Origin of the sequence: Pseudomonas sihuiensis (genome assembly GCF_900106015.1) — a bacterium.
Lineage (GTDB): Bacteria > Pseudomonadota > Gammaproteobacteria > Pseudomonadales > Pseudomonadaceae > Aquipseudomonas > Aquipseudomonas sihuiensis.
Map to the genome: position 1 here is coordinate 3611131 of NZ_LT629797.1, position 17298 is coordinate 3628428.

The 17298-nt window shown below is 63.7% G+C and carries 19 protein-coding genes; 6 read left to right on the forward strand and 13 right to left on the reverse strand.

Annotated features, from left to right (window positions below; translation table 11 throughout):
• Positions 1-56 precede the first annotated feature (56 nt).
• The gene (locus tag BLT86_RS17075) at positions 57-638 is read left to right on the forward strand and encodes a DUF6436 domain-containing protein (RefSeq protein WP_092380445.1); all 582 of its coding nucleotides are present in this window, start codon (positions 57-59) and stop codon (positions 636-638) included.
• 182 nt (positions 639-820) lie between these two features.
• On the opposite strand, the gene BLT86_RS17080 is transcribed toward BLT86_RS17075, so the two are convergent.
• The gene (locus BLT86_RS17080) at positions 821-1852 is read right to left on the reverse strand and encodes an AraC family transcriptional regulator (protein WP_092378414.1); all 1032 of its coding nucleotides are present in this window, start codon (positions 1850-1852) and stop codon (positions 821-823) included.
• A 120-nt stretch (positions 1853-1972) separates the two neighbouring features.
• Here BLT86_RS17080 and BLT86_RS17085 point away from each other — a divergent pair, with 120 nt between their 5' ends.
• The gene (locus BLT86_RS17085) at positions 1973-4351 is read left to right on the forward strand and encodes a penicillin acylase family protein (protein ID WP_167377329.1); all 2379 of its coding nucleotides are present in this window, start codon (positions 1973-1975) and stop codon (positions 4349-4351) included.
• Positions 4352-4686: 335 nt separating this feature from the next.
• Here BLT86_RS17085 and BLT86_RS17090 read toward each other — a convergent pair whose 3' ends face one another.
• Entirely contained in the window at positions 4687-5130 is a 444-nt protein-coding gene (locus tag BLT86_RS17090; protein ID WP_092378420.1) for a hypothetical protein, read from the reverse strand.
• On the opposite strand from BLT86_RS17090, the gene trmL reads away from it, so the two are divergent.
• Positions 5129-5593 (forward strand): tRNA (uridine(34)/cytosine(34)/5-carboxymethylaminomethyluridine(34)-2'-O)-methyltransferase TrmL, encoded by a 465-nt coding sequence (trmL, locus tag BLT86_RS17095; RefSeq protein ID WP_092378423.1) that lies wholly within the window; start codon positions 5129-5131, stop codon positions 5591-5593. The genes BLT86_RS17090 and trmL overlap by 2 nt on opposite strands.
• Before the next feature lie 63 nt (positions 5594-5656).
• Here trmL and secB read toward each other — a convergent pair whose 3' ends face one another.
• Genes secB through BLT86_RS17110 form a run of 3 tightly spaced genes read right to left on the reverse strand, consistent with a single transcriptional unit; the run spans position 5657 to position 6846 of the window.
• Positions 5657-6142: a protein-export chaperone SecB gene (gene secB / locus BLT86_RS17100; protein WP_074680186.1), complete on the reverse strand. Its 486-nt coding sequence runs from the start codon at positions 6140-6142 to the stop codon at positions 5657-5659.
• A 28-nt stretch (positions 6143-6170) separates the two neighbouring features.
• Positions 6171-6431, reverse strand: coding sequence for a glutaredoxin 3 (grxC, locus tag BLT86_RS17105; protein ID WP_003464145.1), 261 nt, complete (start codon positions 6429-6431; stop codon positions 6171-6173).
• A gap of 1 nt (position 6432) precedes the next feature.
• Positions 6433-6846 (reverse strand): rhodanese-like domain-containing protein, encoded by a 414-nt coding sequence (locus BLT86_RS17110; RefSeq protein WP_092378426.1) that lies wholly within the window; start codon positions 6844-6846, stop codon positions 6433-6435.
• 147 nt (positions 6847-6993) lie between these two features.
• Here BLT86_RS17110 and gpmI point away from each other — a divergent pair, with 147 nt between their 5' ends.
• The 3 genes from gpmI (at position 6994) to BLT86_RS17125 (ending at position 11305) form a co-directional block, all read left to right on the forward strand.
• A complete protein-coding gene (gene gpmI, locus BLT86_RS17115) occupies positions 6994-8526 on the forward strand; it encodes a 2,3-bisphosphoglycerate-independent phosphoglycerate mutase (protein WP_092378429.1) in 1533 nt (510 codons plus the stop codon).
• Between the two features lie 165 nt (positions 8527-8691).
• Positions 8692-9942, forward strand: coding sequence for a murein hydrolase activator EnvC family protein (locus BLT86_RS17120; RefSeq protein ID WP_092378432.1), 1251 nt, complete (start codon positions 8692-8694; stop codon positions 9940-9942).
• Between the two features lie 46 nt (positions 9943-9988).
• Positions 9989-11305 (forward strand): S41 family peptidase, encoded by a 1317-nt coding sequence (locus BLT86_RS17125; RefSeq protein WP_092378435.1) that lies wholly within the window; start codon positions 9989-9991, stop codon positions 11303-11305.
• 145 nt (positions 11306-11450) lie between these two features.
• Here BLT86_RS17125 and BLT86_RS17130 read toward each other — a convergent pair whose 3' ends face one another.
• The 8 genes from BLT86_RS17130 to hisB all read right to left on the reverse strand — a co-directional run bounded on the left by BLT86_RS17130 (position 11451) and on the right by hisB (position 17236).
• Positions 11451-12206, reverse strand: coding sequence for a substrate-binding periplasmic protein (locus BLT86_RS17130; protein ID WP_092378438.1), 756 nt, complete (start codon positions 12204-12206; stop codon positions 11451-11453).
• 133 nt (positions 12207-12339) lie between these two features.
• Positions 12340-13095 carry a substrate-binding periplasmic protein gene (locus BLT86_RS17135; protein ID WP_092378441.1) on the reverse strand — a complete coding sequence of 252 codons (756 nt, stop codon included), beginning with the start codon at positions 13093-13095 and terminating at the stop codon, positions 12340-12342.
• An 84-nt stretch (positions 13096-13179) separates the two neighbouring features.
• A complete protein-coding gene (locus BLT86_RS17140) occupies positions 13180-13914 on the reverse strand; it encodes a substrate-binding periplasmic protein (protein WP_092378444.1) in 735 nt (244 codons plus the stop codon).
• Positions 13915-14126: 212 nt separating this feature from the next.
• A complete protein-coding gene (gene hisF, locus BLT86_RS17145; protein ID WP_017675945.1) occupies positions 14127-14897 on the reverse strand; it encodes an imidazole glycerol phosphate synthase subunit HisF in 771 nt (256 codons plus the stop codon).
• Positions 14898-14974: 77 nt separating this feature from the next.
• Positions 14975-15712, reverse strand: a complete 738-nt coding sequence (gene hisA / locus BLT86_RS17150; protein ID WP_017675946.1) for a 1-(5-phosphoribosyl)-5-[(5-phosphoribosylamino)methylideneamino]imidazole-4-carboxamide isomerase — start codon at positions 15710-15712, stop codon at positions 14975-14977.
• Between the two features lie 37 nt (positions 15713-15749).
• Complete coding sequence (locus BLT86_RS17155) at positions 15750-16004, reverse strand: DUF2164 domain-containing protein (protein ID WP_072424828.1); 255 nt, start codon at positions 16002-16004, stop codon at positions 15750-15752.
• Positions 16004-16642, reverse strand: a complete 639-nt coding sequence (hisH, locus tag BLT86_RS17160) for an imidazole glycerol phosphate synthase subunit HisH (protein WP_092378447.1) — start codon at positions 16640-16642, stop codon at positions 16004-16006. Before hisH ends, BLT86_RS17155 begins: the two co-directional genes overlap by 1 nt.
• On the reverse strand, positions 16643-17236 hold the full coding sequence (hisB, locus tag BLT86_RS17165) for an imidazoleglycerol-phosphate dehydratase HisB (RefSeq protein ID WP_017675949.1): 594 nt from the start codon (positions 17234-17236) through the stop codon (positions 16643-16645).
• Positions 17237-17298 lie beyond the last annotated feature (62 nt).

Here is a 17298-nt window from a genome sequence, read left to right on the forward strand (position 1 = left end):
TCAGCTGCCCGGCGCATCGTGGCAAGCTACACGCCCTTTTACGCCCGGCCTGCCCCATGCCCCGCCTGACACGCAAGAACCTGCTCATCGCCCTGCTCGCCCTGGCCTGGCTGGCCGGCATGGTGCTGGCCTACCGCTGGTTCGAAACGCGTTACCTGCGCACCTTCGACGAGCGCGCAGCGGTGTTCTCCGGCGCCGAACTGCAACTGCCCGCTGAACTGAGTGGCCCCGGTGCGATCCGCCTGGTGCATTTCTGGGACCCGGCCTGCCCATGCAATGTCGGCAACCAGCAGCACCTGGCCGAACTGATCGAACACTACACGCCAAAGGGCGTGCAATTTCATGTCGTACAGAAGCCCGGTAGCCAGGGCCGCCTGCCCGCCGAACTGGCCGCGCTGCAACCCATCGATGAGCTACCCGGCAGCGCCAACCTGCCGGCCAGCCCTGCCGTAGCGATCTGGGACAAACAGGGCCAGCTGGCCTACTTCGGCCCCTACAGCGAAGGGTTGGTGTGCAACTCGAGCAACAGCTTCATCGAGCCGATTCTCGAAGCGCTGGCGGCCGGGCGCAAGGTGAATGCCAGCAATACCCTGGCGGTGGGCTGCTTCTGTGACTGGGCCAAGCCGAGCAACGATTGACCCCGTAGATACAAGGGTGGGTTAACGACACTGAAAACCAAACGCCCTGTCACCGAGCAAAGCAGGGCGTCGCGTAACCCACCAGGCGGTAGATCGCCTTACGCCGGCGGTGGGTTACGCCGCAGCTGACATGGCGAATCGACTGACAAGTGCGACAGGCGGCTAACCCACCCGAGAGCACCTCAAACGCCAGTCGATCCGTGGCGCGCTACCAGACCGCGTGGCGTCCCACCCTGCCAGCGTCGGAAGGCGCGGTAGAACGGCGACAGCTCGGCGAAACCGCACGCCCGCGCCACCTCGCGCACGCCCAGGCCCTGATCCAGCAGGCGCAACGCACGCAGGCGCCGCACCTCATCGTGCAGTGCGCGAAAACTGCTGCCCTGCTCACTCAGCGAACGCTGCAAGGCACCGCGATTACTGCCCAGCGCCCGTGCACAGGCCTCCAGGCTGCAGGTCGTACCACCCAGATTGACCTCCAGCCAGTAGCGCACCCGCGCCAGCAACTGGTTCTCCACCAGCCCCGCCAACTGCTTCTCGGCTTCCTCGCTGAGCACCTCGAACAGCCGCGGGCTGGCGCAGCGCGAAGGCCGGGAGAGCAACGCACGCGGCAGGATCAGCACGTCGTGCGGCCGCGAGAAACGGGGTTCGACACTCAGTAAACGGCGATGCTCGGCAAGATTGCGCGGAGCACGATGGCGAAATTCCACACCCAGCAACGGCAGCTCGCCGCCAGCAGCCGACGCCAGCATCTTGCTCAGCAGCACGGCCAGGCACTCCATCTGCTGACGCAGCGAGCCAACCTCGCGGTAGTTGAGATCGATCACCAGGTGCGCCTCGTCCCCCTGCTCCTGTAGCCGCGCAACGAAACCGCCGGACAGAATGTGCTGAAAACGCACGAAGGCCTGCAGGCCCTGGCGCAGATCCCGAGCCGCCAACAGCAGGTAGCTGACCACATCCATCGGCCGAGGCTGCATGACCTCGCCCAGGTGCAGGCCGATATCGGCGTCACCGCTGATGCCCTCCAGCGCCTGCCAGAAACGCGGCGCATTGTCGTGCTCCTCGCGCGCTTCCAGCAGCGGCGCAGCAAGCGGCACACCGGCGTAGGCACGGCGGTAGGTGTCGGTCGGGTCGAGCCCCAGCGCCGCCAGGGCCTCGTAGAGCAGCCGACGCAGGGTCGAGGAGTGGGTAAGGGCGACGAAGGCGTTATCGACCATGGCGGTTCCGGGCAAGTATTGACCATAGACTTTCAGCATTGAGGCATATGGTCAATGCCACTACCCACGCGCCTGAGCAAAATGCCCGCACGCTTGCCCCACAACAATAAGGATCGCTCGATGAAACGCTCCCTGACCGCCCTTGCCCTGGTGGTTGCCGCGGCCGCTGGCGGCCTGACCTGGTACCTGCACGACAAGCAGCCGCAGCGTGACGGCGAACGAGTACTCGCTGCCCTGCAGGCGCCGGTCACGGTCGACTACGACGAACGCGGCGTGCCGCACATTCGCGCCGAGAATGAAGCGGATATGTACCGCGCCCTCGGTTTCGTCCACGCTCAGGATCGTCTGTTCCAGATGGAGCTGCTGCGTCGCCTGGCGCGCGGTGAACTGGCCGAAGTGCTCGGCGAAAAGCTGGTGCCTACCGACCGCCTGTTCCGCACCCTGGAAATCGCTCGCCATGCCGATGCCTACGCCGCCAGGCTGGACGCCAACAACCCATCCACCCAGGCGCTGCAGCACTATCTCGAAGGGGTCAACCAGTACCAGGCCAGCCGCTCACGACCGCTGGAGTTCGACCTGCTGGGCATCGAGCCGCGTCCGTTCACCATGGCCGATACGCTCAGCGTCGCTGGCTACATGGCCTACAGCTTCGCTGCAGCCCTGCGCACCGAACCACTGATGACCCATATTCGTGACGAGCTGGGCGCGGACTATCTCAAGCTGTTCGACCTCGACTGGCATCCGCAGGGCGTGCTTGGCACCTCCCTGGCCGCCGGCGACTGGCAGGATCTTTCCGCCCTCGCCCAGCTCAGCAACAGCGCTCTGGAGGGCACCGGTCTGCCCCAGTTCGAAGGTAGCAACGCCTGGGCCGTTTCAGGCAGCCGCACCGCCAGCGGCAAACCGCTGCTGGCGGGCGACCCGCATATTCGCTTCTCGCTGCCGGCCGTCTGGTACGAAGCGCACCTGCAGGCACCTGGTTACGAGCTGTATGGCTACCACCACGCACTGATTCCCAGCGCCATGCTTGGCCACAATCGTGACTTCGCCTGGAGCCTGACCATGTTCCAGAACGACGACCTCGACCTGATCGCCGAGCGCACCAATCCGGACAACCCCAACCAGGTCTGGCACCAGGGCAACTGGGTCGACCTCGAACAGCGCACCGAAACCATCCGGGTCAAAGACGCCGAGCCGGTGCAGATCACCCTACGCCGCTCGCCGCACGGGCCGATCATCAACGACGCCCTGGGCCAGACCAACGGCAGCACGCCGATCGCCATGTGGTGGGCCTTCCTCGAAACCGACAACCCAATGCTTGATGCCTTCTACCGGCTAAACCGCGCCAGCAGCCTGGACAAGGCCCGCGCCGCCGTCGAGAAGATCGAAGCCCCCGGCCTCAACGTGCTCTGGGCCAGTGCCAGCGGCGATATTGGTTGGTGGGCCGCAGCCAAGCTGCCGCTGCGCCCGGATGGCGTCAACCCGACCTTCATTCTCGATGGCGCCAGCGGTGAGGCGGACAAACTCGGCTATCACCCCTTCAGCGCCAACCCGCAGGAAGAGAACCCCGAGCGCGGCTATATCCTCTCGGCCAACTACCAGCCCGTACCGGCCAGCGGCATCGAGATTCCCGGTTACTACAACCTGCCTGATCGCGGTCGGCGCCTGAACCAGCGCCTGAGCGATACCTCGGTGAAATGGGACACGCAAAACAGCCAGGCGCTGCAGCTTGATCCTGGTACCGGCTATGGTCCGCGCTTGCTGGCGCCGATCCTCGACGAGCTGCGCGCAGCAGCAGCGACCGATGAGGAGCGCGCACTGGTGGAGCAACTGGCCAAGTGGAATGGCGACCACGAGCTCGACTCCGTGGCCGCCACCCTGTTCAACCAGCTGACCTATCAGCTTGCCCGCGAAGCCATGGCCGACGAGCTGGGCGAGGTGTTCTTCGACAGCCTGCTGCAAACCCGCGTGCTCGACACTGCCCTGCCGCGCCTGACCGCCAACGCCGACTCGCCCTGGTGGAATCGTCAGGGCAGCGAGCAACGCGAAAGCCGTGCGCAGATCGTCGCCGACGCCTGGCGCGCCAGCCTGACGCATCTACGCAGCGTGTTCGGCAATGATGTCGACGCCTGGAACTGGGGCCGCGGTCATACCCTCACCCACGAGCATCCGCTTGGTCAGCAGCAGCCACTGGCCTGGCTGCTGAACGTCGGCCCATTCGCCGCACCAGGCGGCCATGAAACACCGAACAACCTCTCGCACAAGGTTGGTCCGGCGCCCTGGCCCGTGGTCTATGGCCCCTCGACCCGGCGCCTGGTCGACCTGGCAGCTGCTGACAAGGCGCTGGGCGGCATTCCCGTCGGCCAGAGCGGCGTACCGTTCGATACCCACTATGGCGATCAGGCAACCGCCCACGTAACTGGCGAGTATCAGCCACAGCACCTGAGCGACGCCGACGTCAAAGCCAGCAGCCAGGGCACGCTGAAACTACTGCCACGCTGAGCCCCATCGAGCGATCCAGAACAGCGTGGTGCGCCATCGGTGCATCACGCTGCACGCTGGTGCACATCGGCGCAGCAAATGACGCCGCAGCCCTCGCCAGAGGGCCTAAAACCCTAGCGAAACCAAGTCTTTCAGCTCCGGTAACAAAACTGGCACACGCCCTGCATATGCTAAAGCAATCCCAGTTTCGGGGACCTTGGTACAGGCAGGCCGGGGAATCCCCTTCTTTATTCGACGCCACCGCGCGTCATGTGTAACGCGCCGCAGCTTGGCAACGAGCACGGCGCCACCCGTTTCGGGGACCTTGGTACAGGCAGGCCGGGGAATCCCCTTCTTTATTTGGGACGCAGCGTCAGGCGCGCCCGCCAACGTCCATCCTCTTGCGCACCGCGCCACTCCCCGTCCAGCGGGCGGGGTGACACCAGCACCAGCAGCAGATCCCGTCCGTCGCGCTCCACGCGCCAGTTCACCAGCCCCAACGGCAGTTTCAATTGCCCCTCACGCACCCGCCCGTAGGCATCCTCGTAGCGATACACCAAGGCGCCATCGACATGTTCGGCCTGCGCCTGTGGCTCACGATTGAACCAAAGCTGCAATCCCAGCTCCCAGGCCTCGGCATCCTCGATACGCAGACGCGGTGGATCGAACACCCGGCCGATCATCATGCCGACAAGAAAGGCGATCAGCATCACCGATGCCACGAAACGCCAGCGCAAACGCGGCCGTGGATCTTCTGGCGGCGTAGAATGGCGCTCGTCCAAGCGCTCGGAGTGTTGCATGTTCCACGTCATCCTCTTTCAACCGGAAATTCCGCCCAATACCGGCAACATTATCAGGCTGTGCGCCAACAGCGGCTGCCAGCTGCATTTGATCGAGCCGCTGGGCTTCGAGCTGGATGACAAACGGCTGCGCCGCGCCGGCCTGGATTATCACGAATACGCCACGCTCAAGCGCCACCCGGACCTGCAGAGCTGCCTCGACAGCCTTGGCCAGCCGCGCCTGTTCGCCTTCACCACCAAGGGCTCGCAGCCGTTCCACGAGATCGCCTACCAGCCCGGCGACGCGTTCCTGTTCGGCCCAGAAAGCCGTGGCCTGCCAGAAGAGGTGCGCAACGCCCTGCCGCCCGAGCAGCGCGTACGCCTGCCGATGCGCGCCGGCTGCCGCAGCCTGAACCTGTCCAATACCGTGGCCGTCACCGTTTACGAGGCCTGGCGGCAGAACGGCTTCGCTGGCGCCAATTAAGGCCGCGAGCGGACACAAAAAAGCGCCCCGAGGGGCGCTTTTTCATGCAACCGAACCGAGCACTCAGTGAGCAGTGGTTTCGCCGGCTTGCTGCATGCGCTGTAGCTCCTGAGCGTACAACGCGTCGAAGTTCACCGGCGACAGCATCAGCGCCGGGAACGAGCCGCGGATCACCAGGCTGTCCAGCGCTTCGCGGGCGTACGGGAACAGGATGTTCGGGCAGAAGGCGCCGAGGGTGTGGCTCATGGAGGCAGCGTCGAGGCCCTTGATCAGGAAGATACCGGCCTGCTGCACTTCAGCGATGAAGGCGACTTCTTCGCCATTCTTCACGGTCACCGACAGGGTCAGCACCACTTCGTGGAAGTCACCTTCCAGTGCCTTCTGGCGGGTGTTCAGATCCATACCAACGCTCGGCGTCCACTCCTGGCGGAAGATTTCCGGGCTCTTCGGCGCTTCGAAGGACAGGTCCTTGACGTAGATACGCTGCAGGGAGAATTGCGGATTCTGCGAATCGGCAGCGGCTGCGCCGCTGTTGGCTTGCTCGGTCATGGCGTTTGCCTTCCTTAACGTTGAGGTTTCAAGCGGGGCTCTGCAGCAGGGCGTCGAGCTTGCCGGCGCGCTCCAGGGCATAGAGGTCGTCACAGCCACCCACATGGGTGCTGCCGATCCAGATTTGCGGCACCGAGGTGCGGCCGGCCTTGCGGGTCATCTCCGCGCGGATGGCCGGCTGGCCGTCGACGCGAATTTCCTCGAAGTCCACCCCTTTGCTGGCCAGTAGTTGCTTGGCGCGCATGCAGTAGGGGCACCAGTCGCTGGAGTAGACGACCACACTGGTCATGTCACTTCACCAGCGGCAGGTTGTCGCCACGCCAGGTGGCGATGCCACCGGACAGCTTGGCGGCGATAAAACCGGCTTTCTTCAGCTCGCGGGCGACGCTGCCGGCATGCTGACCCATGGCGTCGACGACGACGATGGTCTTGGCCTTGTGCTTTTCCAGCTCGGCGACACGTGCGGCCACCTTGTCGTAAGGAATGTGCAGCGAATCGACGATATGGCCGGCAGAGAAGTCCTTCTGCGCGCGCACGTCGAGCACCACGCCCTTGTCGCTGTTGACCAGCGCGGTGAGCTCGCGGCTCGACAGGCTCTGCCCGCCCTTGCGCATTTCGGTGACGATCAGCAACACCAGCAGAACGGCGAACATTCCACTCAGTACGTAGTGGTTGATGATGAATTCAATCAGGTTGGCGAACATCTATATGGCCCAGGACGGTAAAATGCCGGCCAGTATACACAGCCCCACAGGTCGGCCAAACCCCGTCTGGCAGTGACGCGCCAGGCGCTTGGCCCTAAAATGCCGGGCTGTTTCATTGCCCCCTCAGACGCAGAGCGAGCCAGTTCAATGAGTGCCACGCCAAAACCCTTGGTTCTGATCATCCTCGACGGCTTCGGTCACAGCGACAAACCCGAGTACAACGCCATCCATGCTGCCAACACGCCGGTGTACGACCGCCTGCGCGCCACCTACCCGCACGGTCTGATCTCCGGCAGCGGCATGGACGTGGGCCTGCCGGACGGACAGATGGGCAACTCCGAAGTCGGCCACATGAACCTCGGTGCCGGCCGCGTGGTGTACCAGGACTTCACTCGCGTGACCAAGGCGATTCGTGACGGCGAATTCTTCGATAACGCCACCATCAACCAGGCCGTGGACAAGGCTGTGGCCGCCGGCAAGGCCGTGCATATCCTCGGCCTGCTCTCCGATGGCGGCGTACACAGCCACCAGGATCACATCGTCGCCATGGCCGAACTGGCTGCCAAGCGTGGCGCCGAGAAGATCTATCTGCACGCTTTCCTCGACGGCCGCGATACCCCGCCGAAAAGCGCGCAGCCGTCGATCGAGCTGCTCGACGCCGCCTTCGCCCGCCTCGGCAAAGGCCGCATCGCCAGCCTCACCGGCCGCTACTTCGCCATGGACCGCGACAACCGCTGGGACCGCGTCGAGCAGGCCTATCACCTGATCGTCGACGGCGCTGGCCAGTTCAACGCCGCCAACGCCGTGGCAGGCCTGCAGGCAGCCTACGAACGCGGCGAGAGCGACGAATTCGTCAAGACCACCACCATCGGTACACCGGTGCAGGTCGAGGATGGCGACGCAGTGGTATTCATGAACTTCCGCGCCGACCGTGCCCGCGAGCTGACTCGCGCCTTCGTCGAGCCTGGTTTCAAGGAATTCGAGCGCAAGCGTGCACCGCAGGTCGGTTTCGTCATGCTCACCCAGTACTCGGCGAGCATCCCGGCCCCCAGCGCCTTTGCTCCGGAAGCGCTGACCAACGTGCTCGGCGAATACCTGGCGAAGAACGGCAAGACCCAGCTGCGCATCGCCGAAACCGAGAAATACGCCCACGTCACCTTCTTCTTCTCCGGCGGCCGTGAAGAGCCGTTCGAGGGCGAAGAACGCATCCTCATCCCATCGCCGAACGTCGCTACATACGACCTGCAGCCGGAAATGAGCGCGCCGGAAGTCACCGACAAGATCGTCGATGCCATCGAGAACCAGCGCTATGACGTGATCATCGTCAATTACGCCAACGGCGACATGGTCGGTCATACCGGCGTGTTCGAGGCCGCAGTCAAGGCCGTGGAAACCCTCGACAGCTGCGTCGGCCGCATCACCGAGGCGCTGGCGAAGGTCGGCGGCGAAGCGCTGATCACCGCCGATCACGGCAACGTCGAGCAGATGGAAGACGAGTGCACCGGCCAGGCGCACACCGCGCACACCTGCGAGCCGGTACCGTTCATCTACGTCGGCAAGCGCCCGGCACGCATCCGCGAAGGCGGCGTGCTGGCCGACGTGGCGCCGACCCTGCTCAAGCTCATGGGCCTGGAACAGCCGGCCGAGATGACCGGCAAGACCATCGTCGAGCTGCAATAAGACGCAAGCATCGTAGCCCGGATGCAATCCGGGGAATCTCCCCCCGGATTGCATCCGGGCTACGCGTCACGTTCGCTCTTCTAGCTGCTTGTGGCTTGCAGCTTGCCGCCGGTTTTTTAGGCATACTAAGCGCCATTCGCTACTCCGCCAGGTATCGCCCCGCCCATGCTTCGCATCCTTGCCCTGATTCTGCTCAGCAGCCTGATCGCTCCGGCCATCGCCGATCAGCGCGCCGATACCCAGCGCCAGCTGGAAGCGGCGCGCCAGGACGTTGCCGAGCTGAAGAAGCTGCTGGAGAAACTGCAGCAGGAGAAATCCGGCGTGCAGCAGCAGCTGAAGAAGACCGAGACCGAGATGGGCGACCTGGAAAACCAGGTCAAGGAACTGCAGCGCGAACTCAAAGGCAGCGAGCAGGAAATCCAGCGCCTGGATCAGGAGAAAAAAAAACTCCAGGGCGCGCGCACTGAACAGCAACGACTGATCGGCATCCAGGCCCGCGCCGCCTATCAGAGCGGCCGCCAGGAATACGTCAAGCTGCTGCTCAACCAGCAGAACCCGGAAAAATTCTCACGTACCCTCACCTATTACGACTACCTCAGTCAGGCCCGCCTCGAGCAGCTCGCCGCGTTCAACGAGACTCTGCGCCAGCTGGCCAACGTCGAGCAGGAAATCACCAGCCACCAGGCCCAGTTGCAGGCGCAGAAGGCCGGCCTGGACGAACGTCACGCCAAGCTTGCCGAGGCGCGCAAGGAGCGCCAGCAGGCCCTGGCCAAGCTCAACAGCGACTTCGCCACCCGCGACCAGCGACTCAAGGCGCGCCAGCAGGAACAGGCCGAGCTGGGCCGCGTACTGAAGACCATCGAAGAAACCCTGGCCCGCCAGGCACGCGAGGCTGAAGAGGCGCGCAAGCGCGCCCTGGCCGCGCAACAGGCAGAGCAGGCGCGGCCAGGCAGCCAGCAGCCGAGTCAGCCAAGCGGCCCGTTGGTTACATCCGGCGCCGTCTACGGCGGGCCTTTCGCCAGCGCACGCGGCAAGCTGCCGTGGCCGGTCGATGGCCGATTGGTAGCACGCTACGGAACCCCTCGCGGCGGCGACGCTCGTACTAAATGGGATGGCGTGCTGATCGGTGCGCCCGCCGGCAGCCAGGTACGCGCCGTGCATGGTGGACGCGTGGTATTCGCCGACTGGTTGCGTGGCGCCGGTCTGTTGGTCATTCTCGACCATGGCAACGGTTACCTGAGCCTGTATGGTCACAACCAGAACCTGCTCAAGAGTGCCGGAGACGTGGTCAAGGCCGGCGACCCCATCGCCACCGTTGGTAGCAGCGGTGGCCAGGAAACATCGGCACTGTACTTCGCCATTCGCCAGAACGGTCGTCCGAGTGACCCGGCACAGTGGTGCCGCGCGCAGGGATAATCAGGTTGCAGCCTGGTGGCGCCTAATTTAACTAGGAGTTGTCTTCATGTCTCATCGCTTCCGCCCCACCTGCCTGGCCCTGGCCCTCGGGCTGCTGCTCGGCGCTCCAGCCCTGCACGCCGCCGAGCCTGCCCCCGCGCCGGCAGCGGCGGCAAGCGCCAAGGCTCCGTTGCCGCTGGACGATCTGCGCACCTTCGCCGAGGTGATGGACCGCATCAAGGCAGCCTACGTCGAGCCGGTAAGCGACAAGACCCTGCTGGAAAATGCCATCAAGGGCATGCTCAGCAACCTCGACCCGCACTCGGCCTACCTCGAGCCGGAAGCCTTCGCCGAACTGCAGGAAAGCACCAGCGGTGAATTCGGCGGCCTGGGCATCGAGGTCGGCATGGAGGATGGCTTCGTCAAGGTGGTCTCCCCCATCGACGACACGCCCGCCTCGAAAGCCGGCATCCAGCCCGGCGACCTGATCGTCAAGATCGACGGCCAGCCGACCAAGGGCCTGTCGATGATGGAAGCTGTGGACAAGATGCGCGGCAAGGCCGGCAGCAAGATCGAGCTGACGCTGGTACGCGACGGCGGTCGCCCCTTCGACCTGACCCTGACCCGCGCAGTGATCAAGGTGCGTAGCGTGAAGAGCCAGATGCTCGAAGACGGCTACGGCTATCTGCGCATCTCGCAATTCCAGGTCAACACTGGCGAGGAGGTGGGCAAGGCCCTGACCAAACTGCGCCAGGACAACGGCAACAAGAAACTGCGCGGCCTGGTCATGGACCTGCGCAACAACCCGGGCGGCGTGCTGCAGGCAGCCGTGGAAGTGACCGATCACTTCCTCAAGAGCGGCCTGATCGTCTACACCGAAGGCCGCCTGGCCAATTCCGAACTGCGCTTCAACGCCGACCCGGCCGACGCCAGCGAAGGCGTACCGCTGGTGGTGCTGATCAACGGCGGCAGCGCCTCGGCGTCGGAGATCGTTGCCGGTGCGCTGCAGGATCACAAGCGCGCGGTACTGATGGGCACCGACAGCTTCGGCAAGGGCTCGGTACAGACTGTGCTGCCGCTGAACAACGACCGCGCGCTGAAGCTGACCACCGCCCTGTATTTCACACCCAACGGTCGCTCGATCCAGGCTCAGGGCATCGTCCCTGATATCGAAGTGGCGCGCGCCAAGCTGACTCGCGAGCAGGAAAATGAAGGCATCAAGGAAGCCGACCTGCAAGGCCACCTGGGCAATGGCAACGGCGGCGCCGATCGCCCGAGCCGTGGTGCCCAGGCCGCGCGCACCGAACGCCCGCAGGATGACGACTATCAGCTGAGCCAGGCGCTGAACCTGCTCAAGGGCCTGAGCGTCACGCGCGGCAACTGAGTCAGCAGGCCATACGAAAAAGCCCGGACAACTGTCCGGGCTTTTTCTTTGGCGAAGCGCGTAGGGTGCGCCGTGCGCACCGAGGCTGGCACCAGCGTCACGGCTGGTGCGCGCGGCCTAGGCGGCCGCGCGACATTCTACGGTTTTACAGATAGTTCTCGGTAATGTCGTCGATGAAGCCTTCGCTGCGCAGCTCATCCAGCGCCTTCTGCAGACGCTGTACCACCTCATCCGGGGTATCCTTGTTCAGTGCCAGATACAGCTCGGCCTCCCTGAAGCGCAGCACGGTATTGAGGCCGGTGACGTCTTCCTGCTTGGCCAGATAACGGCCAACCGGGTCGGTAGTGGCCCACAGGTCGATTTGCCCACGCACCAGCTTCTTCACGTTCTCCTGGTCACGCAGGGCGTTGATCGGCTCCAGGCCCTGGCTCTCCAGGTTCTGGCTGACGGCATCGTTCTTGTAGGCACCGATACGGTACTTGGCAGCGTCCTGCAGACTCGACACCTTGATGTCATTACCCGGCGCGGCGAGCAACACCCAGCCGGTCTTGGCAATCGGGCCAACCCATTTGAACAGCGGCTTGCGCTCTTCGGTATAGGTGGTGGAGAACAGCCCGTAGTTGGGCTTGTCCAGCGTCAGGCGATAGAGGCGGTCCCAGGGGAAACGCAGGGTCAGGGTGTAGTCGATGCCAGCACGCTTGAACATTTCGCGCACGATGTCGGCGCTGATGCCATCGATACCGTCGTCACGAGCGAAGTTCTTGTCGTCCACCGCCATGTTGAAGGGCGGGAAATTCTCGGTCAGCAGCACCACCTTGTAATCCTGGGGCAACTCCGCGTACGCGGAACCGCAAAGCATGAACAAGGCGACAAACAGGCTTTTCTTCAGAGTATTCAGCATAAGACGTACCGCTCGCATGATTTTGGTTATGGCTAGCGACATCCTTGCATGGGCCCGAGCCCGGTCATTGGCACTCAGTGGCTTTGCCATCCATGGCAAGCGACCGGCTCGTGGCCGGTCGCGTGTTCGGTGCTTACAGGTAGTTGTTCAGCGTCTCGTCGACGAAGCCTTCGGCGCGCATCTGATCCAGTGCAGCCTGCAGCTTGGCGACGATCTCGTCAGGCATTTCCTTGTTCAGCGCCAGGTAGAGCTCGGCACTGTCGAAGCGCAACACGGTGCGCAGGCCGGAGATACCCTCCTGCTTGGCCAGGTAGCGGCCGGCAGGGTCACCGGTGGCCCATAGATCGATCTGCCCAGCCATCAGCTTGCGTGCGTTTTCCTGGTCACGCAACGAGGTGCTGTGCTCCACACTCTTGTCGGTCAGGTATTCGGAGATGGCGTCGCCCTTGTAGGCGCCAATGCGATACCGCTTGGCCTCATCCAGGCTGGCCAGGTTGATCGAACTGTCACCCTTGGCCAGCAGCACCCAGTCGTCAGGACCGATCGGGCCAACCCACTTGAACAGTTCCTCACGCTCCGGCAGACGCGCGGTGACGAACACGCCATAGCTCGGCTTTTCCAGCGCCAGCTTGTAGATACGATCCCAGGGAAAACGCAGAGTCAGGCTGTATCTGACCCCGGCACGCTTGAACATCTCCTTGACGATATCCACGGCGATGCCATCGATATTGTCTTCCTGAGCGAAGTTCTTGCCGTTGATCGCCATGTTGTAAGGCGGGAAATTTTCTGTCAGCAGGACCACGCTGTAGTTCGGGTCCACTTCGGCGCGCACCGCGCCAGCGAGCACCATAAGGGTGCCAGCGAGCGCGAGTAGCAGACGTTTGAACATGACATTTCTCTTTCTATGAAAAGGCAGACCGCCTCAGGATAACCGCCACGCCCTCCCCGGCCCAGCGATTACTGGCAGTGTGCCTCAGTAGCGCGCCTCGATGCTCCTCAACGCACCCTCGGCCCGCAGCGAGTCCAGTGCACTTTGCAACTTCTGCACCAGCTCGTCAGGAGTCTGCAGGTTGAGCGCCAGGTAGAGATCAGCGGTGTGCAGATTCTGCACCACCTTGAGGTTCTCCAGGCCCTCCTGGCGTGCAACGAAACGCCCCGCCTGATTGGAGGTAACCCACAAGTCGATCTGGCCCCGCTCCAGCTTCTTGACGTTCTCGCTGTCACGCAACGCCGTCTGCACTTCCAGCCCGCGATCGAGCAGGAACTGGGTCTTGGCGTCACCTTTGTAGCCGCCGATACGGTAACGCCGTGCATCGTCGAGACTGTTCAACTGGATCGAACTGTCACCCTTGCTGAACAGCACCCATTCGTTGCTGGCGATCGGCCCCACCCACTTGAACAGCCCTTCGCGCTCTGCGGTACGCGCGGTGGAGAACAGCCCGTAGCCCGCATCGTCCAGCGTCTGCTGGTAAACACGCTGCCAGGGGAAGCGCAAGATCTGCTGGCACTGGACCTGAGCACGCTCGCACACCGCGCGCAGGATGTCCGAGCTGATGCCCGTCACGCCATCGTCACGGGCATAGTTGGTGCCGGCGACCGACATGTTGAAGGGGGGCAGATTCTCCGTGAGCAGCACCAGCGGTTCGGCGCGCGCAAGGCTGAGGCCACACGACAGGGCCAGGACGGTCAAGAATCGAATGAGGAACATGGGGACTCCGTGTCGGAAAGATCGGCAGGCAATAACCGTCTGCGAAATGCAGGGCCATAAGTTTTGGGAATGATGGGCAATGTTAGCCGGATCGCTGGCACTTTGCCGTCGACTCGCCCGCAGCTTTTGTTACTGAGGATGGCGAGCAAGCCGGCTCGGCGCTCGCTCGAGCGCCGCTGCGGACCACGGCCGCGGTCCGAACAAGTAGGCCTCTAACGCACCACGATGCCGCGACTGGCCAAATAGGCCTTGGCTTCCGGCACGGTGTACTCGCCGAAGTGGAAGATGCTCGCGGCCAGCACGGCATCGGCCTTGCCTTCGAGGATGCCGTCGGCCAGGTGCTGCAGGTTGCCGACGCCACCAGAGGCGATCACCGGCACGCGCACGGCCTCGCTGATGGCGCGGGTCACACCGAGGTCGTAACCGCTCTTCACACCGTCCTGATCCATGCTGGTCAGCAGGATCTCACCGGCGCCCAGGTCTTCCATCTTGCGCGCCCATGCAACGGCATCGAGGCCGGTCGGCTTGCGCCCGCCATGGGTGAAGATCTCCCAGCGGCCCGGCTCACCCGGCGCAGATACACGCTTGGCGTCGATGGCGACGACTATGCACTGCGAGCCGAAACGCGCGGCAGCCTCGCCGACGAACTCGGGATTGAACACCGCAGCGGTGTTGATCGACACCTTGTCAGCACCGGCATTGAGCAGGTTGCGGATGTCCTGCACGGTGCGCACGCCGCCACCGACGGTGAGCGGGATGAACACCTGGCTGGCCATGCGCTCGACGGTGTGCAGGGTGGTGTCGCGGCCATCGACGCTGGCGGTAATGTCGAGGAAGGTGATCTCGTCGGCGCCCTGCTCATCGTAGCGGCGAGCGATCTCCACCGGGTCGCCGGCATCGCGGATGTTCTCGAACTTGACGCCCTTGACCACGCGGCCGTTGTCCACGTCGAGGCAGGGGATAATGCGTTTAGCCAGTGCCATACGGAGCTCCCGTAGGGTGGGTGCAACCCACCGATAAAGATTGCGTCAATTGCGGCGGGTTTCACCCGCCCTACGGTTCAACCCTTGAAGCTGTCGCAGAAGGCCTGGGCCTCGGCCACATCCAGGGTGCCTTCGTAGATCGCGCGGCCGGTGATGGCGCCGATGATGCCGGGCGAGCGCGCCAACAGCAGCTTCTCGATATCACCCAGGTTGTGGATGCCGCCGGAGGCGATCACCGGAATGCGGCTGGCAGCGGCCAGTGCAGCGGTGGCTTCGACGTTGCAGCCCTGCATCATGCCGTCTTTGGCGATGTCGGTATAAACGATGGCGGAGACGCCATCAGCCTCGAAGCGTTTGGCCAGGTCGGTGGCCTGCACGCTGGACACTTCCGCCCAGCCGTCGGTGGCGACGAAACCATCCTTTGCGTCCAGACCGACGATGACCTTGCCGGGGAAGGCCTTGCACGCTTCGGTGACGAATTCGGGCTCTTTCACGGCCTTGGTGCCGATGATCACGTAGCTGACGCCAGCGCGAACGTAGTGCTCGATGGTTTCCAGGGTACGGATGCCGCCGCCGATCTGGATCGGCAGGGTCGGGTAGCGCTTGGCAATGGCGGTGACGACTTCACCATTGACCGGCTGGCCTTCGAATGCGCCGTTCAGGTCGACCAGATGCAGACGACGGCAGCCACCCTCGACCCACTTGGCAGCCATGCTCACCGGATCATCGGAGAACACCGTGGAGTCTTCCATACGGCCCTGACGCAGACGCACGCAGGCGCCGTCCTTCAGATCGATAGCGGGGATAATCAGCATCGGTTGAACCTGCTCAAGTTTGAATTCGGTAAGGCGCTCAGCTCTTTTCGAGCGCCCAGAGGTCGCTCTCGATGCTTTCGAACCTGTCTTTCAGGTGCGCCTGCACATCGAGAATCGCCTTGTTGTAATAGTGCGGCGCCAGCTCGCGGGTGATCTGGTCGAGGACTTCCTGCACTTCGAAGGTGCCCAGTTGCAGCTCGAAACGCTCGTCGAGAAAGCGTTGCAACATCAGCAGCGCGGCCTGCTCCTGGGCAGGCTCAAGCGCGAGACTGGGAACCTTGTTGCGGGCCATTACCAGCGACCATCCCAGGCGGCGAAGTTCTGCAGCAGCTGCAGGCCGTGGGTGTGGCTCTTCTCCGGGTGGAACTGCACGGCGAAGCGCGAGCCCTCGGCCAGTGCGGCGGCGAAGTCCTTGCCGTAGTGGCCGCGACCGACCACCTGTTGCGGTTTGCCGGCCTCGATGTAATAGCTGTGCACGAAGTAGAAGCGCGCATTGTCCGGGATGTCGTGCCACAACGGGTGTTTGACCGCCTGCGCCACTTCGTTCCAGCCCATGTGCGGCACCTTCAGGCGCTCGCCATCCTCGGCCAGATCCTTGCCGAAGAAGCGTACCTGACCGGGGAACAGGCCGATGCAGTCGACGCCGTCGTTCTCCTCGCTGCGCTCGAGCAGCGCCTGCATACCGACGCAGATGCCGAGGAAGGGACGGTCGGCGCTGACCTCACGCACCAGCTCGTCGAAGCCCAGGCGCCTGATCTCGGCCATGCAGTCGCGGATCGCGCCAACACCGGGGAATACCACGCGGTCGGCCTCGCGAATCACCTTGGCGTCCGAGGTCACCAGCACGCGGCCGGCGCCAACGTGCTCCAGCGCCTTGGCCACCGAGTGCAGGTTGCCCATGCCATAGTCGATTACGGCTACCGTCTGCATTTACAGACAGCCCTTGGTCGACGGCATCTGCCCGGCCATGCGCGGGTCCAGTTCCACCGCCATGCGCAGCGCGCGGCCGAAGGCCTTGAACACGGTCTCGATCTGGTGGTGGGTGTTGTGCCCACGCAGGTTGTCGATGTGCAGGCTGACCAGCGCGTGGTTGACGAAGCCCTGGAAGAACTCCTGGAACAGATCGACATCGAAGTTGCCAACCACCGCACGGGTGAACGGCACGTGCATCTGCAGGCCCGGGCGACCGGAGAAGTCGATCACCACGCGCGACAGCGCTTCGTCCAGCGGCACGTAGGAATGGCCGTAACGGGTCATGCCCTTCTTGTCGCCAATGGCCTTGGTGAAGGCCTGGCCGAGGGTAATGCCGACGTCCTCGACGGTGTGGTGGTCGTCGATATGCAGATCGCCCTTGCACTCGATATCGAGGTCGATCAGACCATGACGGGCGATCTGGTCGAGCATGTGCTCGAGAAAGGGCACACCGATATCGAAGCGCGCCTTACCGGTGCCATCCAGGTTGATCGAGACCTTGACCTGGGTCTCCAGGGTGTTGCGCTCGACGAATGCCGTACGTTCGGCCATCACCAGCTCCACGAATTACTAACGGAAAAAGGCCAGTATTATAGGCGCGCCGGGGCGGCAAC

Excerpts from the sequence above, each read along its gene's own strand:
- BLT86_RS17080 (WP_092378414.1), bottom strand. The coding sequence starts at position 1,852 with ATGGTCGATAACGCCTTCGTCGCCCTTACCCACTCCTCGACCCTGCGT.
- BLT86_RS17090 (WP_092378420.1), bottom strand. The coding sequence starts at position 5,130 with ATGCAACACTCCGAGCGCTTGGACGAGCGCCATTCTACGCCGCCAGAA.
- BLT86_RS17075 (WP_092380445.1), top strand. The coding sequence starts at position 57 with ATGCCCCGCCTGACACGCAAGAACCTGCTCATCGCCCTGCTCGCCCTG.
- secB (WP_074680186.1), bottom strand. The coding sequence starts at position 6,142 with ATGACCGAGCAAGCCAACAGCGGCGCAGCCGCTGCCGATTCGCAGAAT.
- hisA (WP_017675946.1), bottom strand. The coding sequence starts at position 15,712 with ATGCTGATTATCCCCGCTATCGATCTGAAGGACGGCGCCTGCGTGCGT.
- BLT86_RS17085 (WP_167377329.1), top strand. The coding sequence starts at position 1,973 with ATGAAACGCTCCCTGACCGCCCTTGCCCTGGTGGTTGCCGCGGCCGCT.
- BLT86_RS17125 (WP_092378435.1), top strand. The coding sequence starts at position 9,989 with ATGTCTCATCGCTTCCGCCCCACCTGCCTGGCCCTGGCCCTCGGGCTG.
- BLT86_RS17140 (WP_092378444.1), bottom strand. The coding sequence starts at position 13,914 with ATGTTCCTCATTCGATTCTTGACCGTCCTGGCCCTGTCGTGTGGCCTC.
- BLT86_RS17110 (WP_092378426.1), bottom strand. The coding sequence starts at position 6,846 with ATGTTCGCCAACCTGATTGAATTCATCATCAACCACTACGTACTGAGT.
- BLT86_RS17135 (WP_092378441.1), bottom strand. The coding sequence starts at position 13,095 with ATGTTCAAACGTCTGCTACTCGCGCTCGCTGGCACCCTTATGGTGCTC.
- hisH (WP_092378447.1), bottom strand. The coding sequence starts at position 16,642 with ATGCAGACGGTAGCCGTAATCGACTATGGCATGGGCAACCTGCACTCG.
- BLT86_RS17155 (WP_072424828.1), bottom strand. The coding sequence starts at position 16,004 with ATGGCCCGCAACAAGGTTCCCAGTCTCGCGCTTGAGCCTGCCCAGGAG.
- trmL (WP_092378423.1), top strand. The coding sequence starts at position 5,129 with ATGTTCCACGTCATCCTCTTTCAACCGGAAATTCCGCCCAATACCGGC.
- hisF (WP_017675945.1), bottom strand. The coding sequence starts at position 14,897 with ATGGCACTGGCTAAACGCATTATCCCCTGCCTCGACGTGGACAACGGC.
- BLT86_RS17120 (WP_092378432.1), top strand. The coding sequence starts at position 8,692 with ATGCTTCGCATCCTTGCCCTGATTCTGCTCAGCAGCCTGATCGCTCCG.
- gpmI (WP_092378429.1), top strand. The coding sequence starts at position 6,994 with ATGAGTGCCACGCCAAAACCCTTGGTTCTGATCATCCTCGACGGCTTC.
- hisB (WP_017675949.1), bottom strand. The coding sequence starts at position 17,236 with ATGGCCGAACGTACGGCATTCGTCGAGCGCAACACCCTGGAGACCCAG.
- BLT86_RS17130 (WP_092378438.1), bottom strand. The coding sequence starts at position 12,206 with ATGCTGAATACTCTGAAGAAAAGCCTGTTTGTCGCCTTGTTCATGCTT.
- grxC (WP_003464145.1), bottom strand. The coding sequence starts at position 6,431 with ATGACCAGTGTGGTCGTCTACTCCAGCGACTGGTGCCCCTACTGCATG.